At 47.9% G+C, this 12057-nt stretch carries 8 protein-coding genes; 2 read left to right on the top strand and 6 right to left on the bottom strand.

All coding sequences use genetic code 11. The features are described 5' to 3' along the window. Positions 1–64 precede the first annotated feature (64 nt). A complete protein-coding gene (locus ACMVP2_RS01655) occupies positions 65–928 on the bottom strand; it encodes a helix-turn-helix domain-containing protein (RefSeq protein ID WP_416866454.1) in 864 nt (287 codons plus the stop codon). Positions 929–1230: 302 nt separating this feature from the next. Here ACMVP2_RS01655 and ACMVP2_RS01660 point away from each other — a divergent pair, with 302 nt between their 5' ends. After that, positions 1231–1695, top strand: coding sequence for a (2Fe-2S)-binding protein (locus ACMVP2_RS01660; protein WP_416866455.1), 465 nt, complete (start codon positions 1231–1233; stop codon positions 1693–1695). 10 nt (positions 1696–1705) lie between these two features. Next, the gene (locus ACMVP2_RS01665) at positions 1706–3913 is read left to right on the top strand and encodes a molybdopterin cofactor-binding domain-containing protein (protein ID WP_416866456.1); all 2208 of its coding nucleotides are present in this window, start codon (positions 1706–1708) and stop codon (positions 3911–3913) included. Positions 3914–4046: 133 nt separating this feature from the next. On the opposite strand, the gene ACMVP2_RS01670 is transcribed toward ACMVP2_RS01665, so the two are convergent. From ACMVP2_RS01670 to ACMVP2_RS01690, 5 genes are all read right to left on the bottom strand, one after another. Further along, positions 4047–5432, bottom strand: coding sequence for a fibrobacter succinogenes major paralogous domain-containing protein (locus tag ACMVP2_RS01670; RefSeq protein ID WP_416866457.1), 1386 nt, complete (start codon positions 5430–5432; stop codon positions 4047–4049). 660 nt (positions 5433–6092) lie between these two features. Beyond that, positions 6093–7562 (bottom strand): mannitol dehydrogenase family protein, encoded by a 1470-nt coding sequence (locus ACMVP2_RS01675; RefSeq protein ID WP_416866458.1) that lies wholly within the window; start codon positions 7560–7562, stop codon positions 6093–6095. A 1-nt stretch (position 7563) separates the two neighbouring features. After that, positions 7564–9285 carry a purine-cytosine permease family protein gene (locus ACMVP2_RS01680; RefSeq protein WP_416866459.1) on the bottom strand — a complete coding sequence of 574 codons (1722 nt, stop codon included), beginning with the start codon at positions 9283–9285 and terminating at the stop codon, positions 7564–7566. Between the two features lie 364 nt (positions 9286–9649). Then, positions 9650–10390, bottom strand: coding sequence for an NAD(P)-dependent oxidoreductase (locus ACMVP2_RS01685; RefSeq protein WP_416866460.1), 741 nt, complete (start codon positions 10388–10390; stop codon positions 9650–9652). Positions 10391–10521: 131 nt separating this feature from the next. Beyond that, complete coding sequence (locus ACMVP2_RS01690; protein ID WP_416866461.1) at positions 10522–11883, bottom strand: glycoside hydrolase family 140 protein; 1362 nt, start codon at positions 11881–11883, stop codon at positions 10522–10524. Positions 11884–12057: the final 174 nt, after the last annotated feature.

Raw genomic sequence — 12057 nt, forward strand, 5'->3', positions numbered from 1 at the left:
GCCTGCCTCTACTTAGATAAAAGGTATATCCATCACTAAAAATGGTAAATATGAAACCTATTGACTAAAGTGAAGCCTTGTACTGTCGAGGTGAAACACCTGTGTGCTTCTTAAAGAACTTGGTGAAATTGGTCACTTCGTCAAAGCCCATTTGATAAGCAACCTCTTTTAGGCTAATCCGGCGGCTCATAATTGTTCGCTTGATTTCCAAAATCACATATTGGTCAATAAAGGACTTGGCTGTGTTTAAGGTGAATTGACGAACGATACTATTAAGATGCTTGGCTGACATGGACATGCTTTCCGCATAGTCTTTAACATTGCGGGAGTTGAGTTCTCTGCTTTCCACCAAGTTTTTGAACTGGATAAACAGTGCATAATGGCTCTTGCTATGCCTTGGGGGCTGGCTGCCGTGAGACAACCGTTCCAATCTTAACAGATACAACTCCACTATTTTAGCAATGATTTCCTTTTGGGCGTAGGTGTTGTTGCTTGTAGTTTCCTGATGAATTTGCTTGAGGAAACTATCATTAAATGTGCAATTGTCTACCAGCGGCTCAGAAATGTGGTAGTTGTACAAATGCGTAATAAAATCGACAGAAGACCTTGAGAAATACTTAAGCACAAACTCTTCGGTAAAGGCCACAAGAACACCATCATAGGTCAATTCCTCCAGAAAAGCATGTACCTGGCCTTTGGCAATTTTGATGACCGACCCCTGCATCAATGGGTACTTCTTCAAATCGACTTGATGACTTCCTGTTCCCCCGGTTACTATGAGCAAAGCAAAAAAATTGAGCCGGTGCGGCAACCTTGGGTTGTGATTTGGAGCATCATCAATTCTTGAAAACAATTCGGATAAATTGAGAAACTCTATATCCGTTGCATCCTTTGTGCTTTGAAATGCTATGTTGGGAATGGTGTTCAATTATTGTTTGTGCTAGCTTTTGGCCGTTTAATGCAGTCCCTCGCTACCAGCCCCCGGCTAAAGTAGCCTAAGCGAAGGCAGGTCGATGAATAAAAGTATACTTTGTGCCATAGATTCCAAGTCATCAAGTGATAAATGAGCGCAGTAGGTTTTACCTACCGGGTATCCCATTCTGACAATCTCTTTTAGAGCATTTCTGTCGGGGACAAATGTAGCGCTAACATGGATAATCAGAATGTTTTCCGGCCACCTTCAGGATTAAGGCCTCATTTCCCTATCTTAGAATCCAAACCAGATGTAGAATGCCGCAATTCACCCTCCATATTAATGGTTCCCAGAAAACCATCGATACCGAACCAGACACTCCCCTACTCTACGTACTTCGGGATGACCTCGGGCTGAACGGGCCTAAATTTGGCTGTGGTCTCTCGCAATGTGGCGCCTGTATGGTGCTGCTGGATGGCAAAGCAACCACCAGCTGCCTGATGCCTGTCTCCTCCATTGGCAATGCTGAAATCACCACATTGGAGGGACTGGCAGATAATAATGGAAAGCTTCACGTGGTGCAGGAGGCTTTTGTGAAAGAACAAGCCGCACAGTGTGGCTACTGTCTGAATGGGATGGTGATGTCGGCGGTGGATTTACTGAACAAAAACCCTCAGCCCGATGATACTGTCATCAGAAAGGCATTGCAGTTTAACCTGTGTCGCTGCGGCACACATACCCGTATCATCAAAGCCGTAAAACGTGCCGCAAACACTTTATAACACAGCGACCATGATCGAAACCACCAGCGCCTCCAGACGAAAATTCCTCCAGCAAATCGGCTACATCAGCGTGGGGTTTCCCCTGCTCACATCGTGCATCGGTGAGCCAGACCCCGTGATTGCTGCCCGGGTGGACTACGAAGGTGGCCTGCCGGGAAGTATGCGGGGAGCAAAAACCGTGAACGCCTGGTTGCAAGTGCTGGAAGATGGGCGCATCAGGGTGCTATCGGGGAAAGTGGAATTGGGCCAGGGCATCCGCACCGCCATCCGGCAGGTAGCCGCCGAGGAGCTGGACATGGAACTGGACATGGTAGAGGTACACCTGGCAGAAACAGGACTGACACCCGACGAAGGATATACCGCCGGCAGCGGCTCGGTGCCCAACAGCGCCATGTCGGTGCGCTACGCTGCAGCCACAGCCAGACAGAGACTACTGGAGCTGGCAGGAGAAAAACTAAAGACCTCATTTGACGACCTGATCCTTTTCAACGGATCCATCAAAGCCAAAAAAAGTGGTGACTCACTGACTTTTGCCGAAGTATTGGACGGTGCTCAGATCGATATGGAGGTCACCACCCCGGTAAAAATCAAAAACAAAACTGACCATCGGTATGTGGGCAAGGCCATCCCCCGCACCGATATTGAAAAAATGGTGCGGGGCGAAGAGGTCTATGTGCAAGACTTGCGCTTTCCGGGCATGGTGCACGCCCGGGTGTTGCGTCCGGCGGGCTATAAATCTGCACTAGTCAAAGTAGACGATAGAGGACTTGCCGCAGCAGTACCGGGAGTGATAAAGACCGTAGTGAATGGCAGCTTTGTTGGCGTGATCACCGAACGGGAATATCAGGCCGTAAAAGCGGAACGATACCTGAGGGAGCATACGGAATGGAACAACACTACCTCCTTTCCAGCACAAAAAGACTTGTACAACTATATCCGATCCATTGCGGAGGCGCCCAAAAACATCCGGAACGATGGGGACATTGATTCAGCACTCAAAAGCGCCCAAACAATCAAAGCCACCTACCGCAAGCCCTATATCAAACATGGCTCTATGGGCCCTGCCTGTGGGGTGGCTATGTATGACGGGCAGATACTTCATATTTGGTCGCACAGCCAGGGCATTTACCCCATGCGAAATGGTATAGCAGCCATGTTAGGCCTGGAAGTAGATAAAATCCATATCGTGGCCATACCGGGCGCAGGATGTTATGGACACAGCACCGCCGATGATGCAGCTGCCGATGCAGCCCTGCTGGCCATGGAGCTACCGGGAAAGCATGTGAGGGTGCAGTGGTCGAGAACGGATGAGCACTCCTGGGATCCCTTTGGCTCGGCCATGATCATGGAAGTGGAAGCCAGCCTGAATGCGGAAGGCAAAATCACCGGCTGGAAGTCGGATGTGTGGACAGACAGCCATAGTTGCCGTCCGAATGGTGATGCCGGCACTTTGCTGGATGCCAGGTACATCACCAACCCCGTTCAAATGAAGTCAAGGGGATATCTGGGTGGAGGCCACCGCAACGCCGATCCGTACTACGCCATTCCCAATATGCAGGTGAATGCGCACTTCTTTGATGGGCCGTTGCGGGTATCTTCCCTGAGGAGCTTGGGGGCTTATACCAACATTTTTGCCATTGAGTGCCTGATGGACGAGCTGGCTGAAAAAGTCGGCAAAGATCCCCTCGATTTTCGGACAGCGCATTTGGAAGACGAACGAGCCATAGCAGTGATTCAAAAACTAAAGGAAATGACCGCTCAGGTAACAGTGGAGGATAGACAAGGAATTGGCTATGCCTTTAGCCGCTACAAAAACACCGCAGCCTATGCTGCTGTGGCCGCAAAAGTTAAAGTGGATACAACCACAGGAAAAGTGCAGGTAAAGAAAATGTGGGCAGCTGTAGATGTGGGTGAAGTCATCAACCTGGATGGCATCACCAACCAGATAGAAGGCGGCATGATCCAGGCCGCCAGCTGGACGATCATGGAAGAAGTGATCTTCAGCGACAAAGAGATTACCAGCACCGACTGGAACACCTACCCTATTTTTAAGTTTCCCGACATTCCGGAAGTAGAAGTCGCCATCATCGACAGACCCGACGAACCGGCCGAAGGCGGCGGTGAGGTATCGATGCCTCCATCAGGTGCAGCCATTGCCAATGCGGTGTATCAGGCAAGTGGGAAAAGGGTGTATGATTTGCCTATTGCAATAAAATAAGAGGAACGGCAGGGTCGTACACAAACAACTTGGCGAAAACACGAAATTTGCTGATTGAAGCCTTTTTTCACAAAAGCTCACATATGGAGTACGGGGTTTGTCATGATCCCGTTAGTTGCGACAAACCCTGCAACTAATCAAGCATACATCTTACACTGTAACCATCATCTCTGCTAATATTGAATGGGCCTGGGAAAATAGATTGTGATTTTCTGAGCTCCCATCTATGTCTTGTCGTTGGATGATCACTCCAGGTGCTCCAGAAATAGGCATATTGCCCGAAATCCCCAAAGACTCCATTTTCTCTTGACCCTGATGGAACCGCTGCGAATCCGGTTTCATTGGTCCCATTATTATCGGCACCCCAATAGTCCGTCCCATCATCCTTCAATTTTCTACCCGCAAGCTCACTACCCACATATGATCGTAAGGCCAACCAATCATCGTCTGCTGGAACACGCCACCCTACCGGGCATAATTTGCCTGATTCGACAGTATACCAGTTGTACAATGCTCCATGAGGAGTTTTATTTGACTCCTCATAGTTGTCATACCATGAATATGCGGCAGTTGTGAGGCTTTCCCAGCTAGTATCATCTGTTACATTGTTAATTGCTACACCATCATTGAAGGTAATTGCCCTAAGGTTTTCCGCCATCCAAACCTGGTCACCAATTTGAACTGTTTTATAAACTTCGCCATCACGTGGATCCACATAATCCTCACCGGGTAGCCACAAATCTAATTCCAACTCAACCGTCAATGGAGTTGATTCATAGTGATTCAACTCCTCTCTCGATAGGGTGATGGAATAATCATGGTACCCATCCTTGGTAACTAAAATAGTATAGGACAAGAACCCCTCCTTAATGACCACGGAATTATTTGCGATGGGCGCTAGGTTTTGGTGAAATGAGTAAGATTCGGCATTTACAACTAGTTCGGCGCTTAAAAGCTCCTCAAGTTTACCCTTTTCTGAAACATTTACGTAGAACCTGAACAAATCCACCTTTGACAGGTCAAACCCAACCAGCCCAAAGTCTTCAAGTCCTAAATTGTCAGTTGACAACACCTCAACTTCTAAATCCAAAATATCATCAACACTTATAACAAACTCAATCGGCAGCGGATCGCTTACATTCTGCGCTTGAAGAGAGCCTTCCTCAGGCGCAACATATATTATATTATTATCTTCATCAAGCACCAAAAACTCCGTCAATCTGTACGCACCAACTGGAAGTGAAATTTTTTGACTTATAAACTCTCCATTAAGTTGATACAGCGCTATTTCAGATGTCGAATATTCAGTTGGCGAGCCATCATTATGATTAACGGTGATCAAAATTGAGACTGCATCACTCAAATCTAACGTCCTTCCGTTCCCCATCTCGTTGGCAAACTGAGGCCTAAAACTAATTTCCCCCGAACCGTTCGGCCGACCAGAATCGTCGCCTCCGCACCCGGCCATCATCCATAAAAAGATAACTAAGCTCAGAAGTTTTGTTACAGTGTGTTTCATGGTTGGATGGTTTGCGAGAAGCATCATTGATATTTTCTTTTTCGTAAGAGTCGATCCAAATGAATAACTAGCCTATTTCTTGCTTCAGTAGTTTAACATCAACGACCGAATATAAGCAAGAATTTACTAATGTTATATACTATAACATTTATTTTACCCATCTATTAAAATAGATAAATAAAACTATCAATACATAATTATCCATTTTTTAAAACACAATTCACAAACGATACACCTACTGAAAAGATAGAAATTCCCTGGTTACCATGCCCTTTATGGGTAGTTCATAACCGCTTCTTGGACGCAATAAAAAGGTCAATTCAAAAACGTGCTTACAGTTGCTGCTCAACATAGCTACATTTAAATGGCCATGTTTGACTTGAAAGATAGCTACGTTTCAGTCGTTTGCCAGGTAGTAAATGGGCCAGGGACTGCGTTGTTGAAAAATGGATAAATTTAGTTGCCGAATAGGCTGACATACCTAATAATACGAAAACAAAGGCACACAGGCTGTGTACAATCGGAGCGAATTCAACAACTATTTATTTCCAATAACATCTGCAAACAAGGCCGAAGCCTTTTTCGTACGACCCACCACGGCCAGCCAGAAAAATGCGTTCTCCTGCAGTTGTAACGGCATAGTTCATCAGTTAATTCCACTCACCATCTTTGCAGTTGAACAGATATCACCGGTTCCTCATAAAAACGACGAACGGTCGTAGCATATAAACTGGTGAAGTTTTCATTGTCGATCAGGCTGCCAAACACTTCCCTGACTCTTAAGAAGCTCAATGCATCGGCGGTTGTATTTTGGGCTGCCCGATTGAGCTGATCCTGCATGGCATCTATGATTTCCAGTGATTGTCCGTTTTGGTCAATTTGTTTGTCGGAGTAGTAACACCACGCAGCTATCAGCCATGTGGCCATATCAATAGACCCACCTTTGCTGAGGTTTTCTTCAATAGTGGGCAGGAGAAATTTAGGAAGCTTGGCAGAGCTCGCAGAGCAAATCCGACTGACCTTGTCCCTGATATTGGGGTTGGAAAATCTCACCTGCAGACTGTCCTTGTATGCCTCGAGATCAATGCCTTCCACCTTATCTAGAATGGGCGTAGCTTCCTCGTCCCAGAACTTTCTCAGCACCGTTCTCAGCTGCTCATTTTCCATGCAGGCATTGATAGTTTGAATGCCCATCAAAGCACCGCATATGCCAAGGACTGAGTGTCCCGCATTCAGCAAACGGATTTTCATTTTTTCGTAGGGAGTCACATCTTGCACAAATTGCACACCATCTACTTTATCAAAATCAGGTCGGCCATTAGAAAAATTGTCTTCGATGATCCACTGAAGGAACGGCTCGCAAGTCACCGGCCATTCATCTTCCAGATCAAACTGGTCTTTCAGGTATTCCATTTCGGCGCCTGTAGTCACAGGCGTAATCCTGTCCACCATGCTATTGGGAAAGGCCACCTCTTCGCCTACCCAGGCTGCCAACCCCTCATCCTGCGCCGACAGAAATGATAACAGCATTTTTCTGGTCACATCCCCATTGTGCTGTATGTTATCGCAACTCATCACAGTAAACGGTGTCTGCTGTTTGTCTTTTCGTTTCCTGAGAGCAGCCGATAGGTACCCGTAGATCGTTTTGGGGTCGTTGGGATGCTTTAGCTCATGCTGAATATCGGGGTGCCCCAAATCAAATTCACCGTCTGCTGTCAGGTTATACCCCCCCTCGGTGATGGTAAGAGAAACGATCTTTGTTTCAGGGTTGGCCATACGATCTACAACAGCTTGTTTATCATCAGGTGCCAGCAGGAAGTCTGTCATCTGCTGCATCACTTCACTATCCACTTCGCCCGTTGGGTAACGGGTGATCAGGGTATACAAGCAATCTTGTCTGGCAAATATGTCAGCGATTCTGCGGTCTCCCTCCCGCAAACCAATGCCACATATCCCCCATTCCTTATGCCCGCCTGCTGCCAATAGTTGCTGAACGACAACCGCCTGATGGGCCCTGTGAAATCCGCCTACACCCACATGAACGATGCCTGCCTTTATTTCATTCCGGTCGTAAGCGGGTACTTTAATGGATCTGCCTACTGCTGGTAAATTCTTTTGATTGAGTTGCATACTAAACGATCTGAGCAATATTCTTTCTCCGTTGCATGGCCCAGTAGGCCATTACAAAATAAATGATGGTACAAATGAATCCGAAACTGTAAAACGTTTCTCTGTTGGCAATATACCTGCTTTCATCCGGGCTGGCCAGCAATACAGTGAGCCCTAAAACCATGGTGACAACCAGTGCGAAGATCGACACGCCGTCTAACACCCTGGTAAAAAAGGACTGATCAGGATTGAGCACTGCTTCCTGATTTTTCTTCCACTCCTGATACCGTTCAATCTGGTCATTCTCTTCGGACTCTTTTTTCTCCTCTGCAGGATACTGCTCCCTGGCTCCGGAACGCCCCGCCAGCAAGGTGTATAACAGAATGGTGAAAATCCAGGTTGGTATAAACAAGTAATAAAATGGCATCACATCCACGATATTCAGGCCAAAGCCAAGTATCAAACCAAGGAGCCACGAGGCAACGGCAGGCTTGCTGAAAACCAGTTGGCGGTACGACAACCAGTAACGGGTATAACCGATACGGGGAAAGATCTGGTGCTCAGCAAATACAATAGCGCCTACAGGCACCACCAGCAGTCCGGCGTAAGTCAGCAATGGTAAAATTTGAGAAAAGACAAATGGAAAACACGCAACAGCCACCGTCACCATTCCCACGATCAGCGTTGTTCTTCTTCTCGAAATTTTTGTAAAAATTGCCTGAGCTGCCAGCCCGGCTCTGTAGAGGTTGGTAATGGCGGTGGTCCAGCCGGCCACAATCACAATGACAAACCCCGACCAGCCCAGTGCATAGTAGGCAACGTCACCCGGATCGAGCTCCACAAGTGACTTCCCCAATATCACGGCTGCTCCGGCACCCATGATGCCAGCGGCTATCCACGCCACATAGTGACCAAACATCATTCCTGTGCTGGTGGCCAGGCCATAAATTTTCTTTTTGGCAAATCGCAAGAGTGCCATATCGATCAGACCAAAATGGGTGATCGTATTGGCTGCCCAGGCAAACCCAATGACCTCCAAAAGACCAATACCAGGTTCACCGTTGCTGTTTACGCCTGTCCAGATGGATTGGTCGCCTATGTCGATAAACTCCTGCCAACTGGCCGGAAGTGTGGTGCCAAGCACGGAGAGCGACAAGGCCGGCAATAACACCATTGCGCCGCATGTGAACATCACGAACAACCACGGGGCACAAATTCCGGAGAAATCGGACACGGCATTGAACCCATAAATAGTGATGAAAACAACGAATGCTCCAACCAGCACAACGATCAGTACAAACCAAAAATTCGACGGATACCAGTTGAGCTGCGCCGGAATGTTAAATGCAAACCTCACTGCTGTTGCGGAGACTGTAATCATTGCCGCCGAGATGACCGTAAAAATGAAAACGTTTGCCCAGTTGTAGAGCTTGCTCATCGAGTCGCCCGCAACTTTATTCAAATAGGTATACAAGCTGAGCCTGGTTTCAACAGCAATTGGAGAGGTAATGAAGGTCCAGCTTAACACCGCCAGCACATTGCCAATGAGTAGCCCTAACAAAATATCGGTGGTTTTGGCTCCTAAGGCCACGAACGTGGCACCTATGACAAATTCGGTGGCGGCTACGTGTTCAGCAGCATATAAACCGGCAAAATGCGTCCATGTGTGAAGCTTATGTTTTGGAACAGGCAGCTGCTCTACTTCCATTTGCTCATATTTCTCAAACTCTTTTGGTATTGACATAATACTAATTGGTTGATATTAATATAGCATTTTCAGGAGAACAGTAAATGGGAATCCCATGCCGGTGGCACTTTCTCTACCAGATGCTCTAAAATGGCTCGCAGTCACTTAGTATTACCTATATACCAAAAGTAATGTTCAACGCCAACTATCAGGCGAATTACAACGTAAGTAAACCTAAATGATGCAATGTGAAAAAAGGCTAAAGCGTGCAACGGAAGCAGTTCAAAGTTTCCACCATCGGCGGCTAAAAATTTAATTGAGCAGTGGTAATACTGCCCCACCGCTCCACCAATGCAGGAGGTGTACCCAGGCAGCAAAGACGATCTATCCGCTTAGTTGCCGTAACTAGTCTGCCAATCCATTATTTTTCTCTTCGTGCGGGCTCCTTATTGTATATAACAGGCATCTTTCCCTTCCATCTTTGCCAGGCTTCATCTTCTGTCAAAAGGCTGGCCATGAAATGCCCGACATTCACTCGACTGGTTGATCCTGCATCAAAAACAGGGCTTCTTATGGGTGACGGAAACACTTCGTACTCGGTAACCTCGTCAAGGTCAATTAAACTGTCGGGGCGAACAGCCACCCATTCAATATACTGGTCGTGCTGCCCAACGTGTGTCCGCAGGTAGTCTGCTGCTTCCTCGTTATCCAAATGCGGGGGCAGCAGCAGCCTCAATGCCCCTACGACCAATCTTTGGCCAAATGATGCAGGCTCATTAAGGTCTCTGTTTCGGTTGCCACTTGTATTCATCAACACAAATCTGACGGGCCTGTCAGGTGCATTCGCCCTGATGGCACAACAGAGGATGGTAACGGCGTCGGTCACAAGTTTGCGGGGTTCGCCAAAAATGCCCTTCAAGGTCGGATGATGCCCTAGACACGAAACAATACCCTGGCACCCTCGTACATATTCTGCCAAACGCTCCTGATCCATGTGAAGTAGACTAGCCTGTACAACCGTAAGATTGCGATCGCTCTCCCATAATCCCGTTAAGCCGTCAGCCGAACGCACGATCACAATTACTTCCTGTCCGGTGCTTAGCAGCTGCTTCACCAGCTGTTTTCCTGTGGCGCCATTTGCACCCGCTACCAATATTCTCATTTTGCAGCTTCGTTGCTTTGAAATAAAGTTCTTTGCGTTAACGTAGACACTCATCGTTCTTTGCCGACCCCGCAAACTTGCCTTCCTGATGTTGTCTACGCAATGGAAAAGAAGATAGTCAACATTTCACCTTACTCCATCGCATCCAGCACCAGCACCCAGTCCATGCCTTCACCTTTGGAGGGTGGCATAAAAGCCATCTCGGGTTGCTTTTCCATGCTTACGGCGGTGGTCATTTCACCGGTGCGGGGATTGAACCAGCTCACATTAAGGAAATTCCCTTTGAGGCTGGTGGTATTTAGGTTAAGTACTCTGCCAAAGGGCGTGTAAACAAAAGCAAAGGTGCCTTTCGACGACCGGTTGGCGCTGATGTAGTAGCCTTCCATTGGGTCGTTCTCTCCCAGCACCATCGACTGGTCAGGGATTCGCTCCAGCATGGGCCTCGACTCCATCAGCTTTCGCACATACCCCATCTGTCTGCCACCCGTTAGCTCCAGCGACTCCTTCCAGGTGTGTTGCGGAGCGTTCACTGGCTCCCGGCCTTCCTCGTACATCTGCCACACTGCATGGCACCCATAGGTGTGCCCTGCCGCCCCGGCAAACACCTGCCAGTAGGCCAGCTTGCGCACGTTGTCGGCATTGGACACGCCGTGCTCTTTGATGTTGAAGCAGATGGGGTGCTCTTCATACAAGGGCTCGCCATCCAGCGTTGGTTTGGTTGGCGTCAGGTTGTAATCCCAGGTGATTTTCTCGTGGCGGTTGTTTTCGTAGCAGTGGCCTGTTTGGTGCATGTTGAAATCGAGCCATTGCTCCCGGTGAAACCAGGTAGATGAGCCGCCGTTTTGGTGTGGCTGTGGATGATAGGTCATCAGGCCTTTGTCGTTTCCACCCAGGCCTTTTGCCACTCCTTCAGCCATGGCATTCCAAACGGCCACGTCGGCTTCATTTCTCGGATTTCTGTCACCGCCCAGAATCCAAATGATATTCCACTGGTCTTTGTACCGCTTGCCAATATGCTCGCCATAAATCGCTGCATTCTTCTCGTTAAAAATCTCTGGCCCCGTGCCCCAGCTGTTCTTGAATAGCTTGTCGCCCCAGGTAGGCAGCAGCCCAATGAACAACCCTTTTTCGGCCGCTTTTTGAATGACCCAATCCACATCTTTAAAGTAAGCCTCATTGGGTTTGGTGGGGTCGTTGTCAATCAGGGGCTTGTTGCCCTGCGCATTCGGAGTATTTAGTCCATCTATTTCAGCCAGCGCCACAGCCTGAATAACCGTGTACCCCTGTTCTTTCCTTTTTTGCAGATAGTACTCGGTATCTTCATGATTGAGCCTGTGAAAAAGCTCCCAGGCGGTATCGCCCAGGTAGAAGAAAGGGCTGCCATCGGAATAGACGAGAAAGCGCTGGTTGTCGGATACTTTTAGAGGGAGTTGTTTAGTCTGACCGAATGCATCAAGGCTCAAACAAATCAAAATAATTGCAAGGGTGCGCATAGTAGTCCTGTAAGCCCTGAATTTACAAATTCCTTCCAACTATTGACTACACCCGCTTGTTCTTTGAGCAGTTCGGCTAGAAAACCAGCATCGGCACATCGGCGTGATACGCCATATCTTCCGTATGACTCTTTCTGAACATATCCTTAATGGTTGACCTTGCGCTTGTGCGCA

Source organism: Imperialibacter sp. (assembly GCF_048007035.1).
Classification (GTDB): domain Bacteria; phylum Bacteroidota; class Bacteroidia; order Cytophagales; family Cyclobacteriaceae; genus Imperialibacter.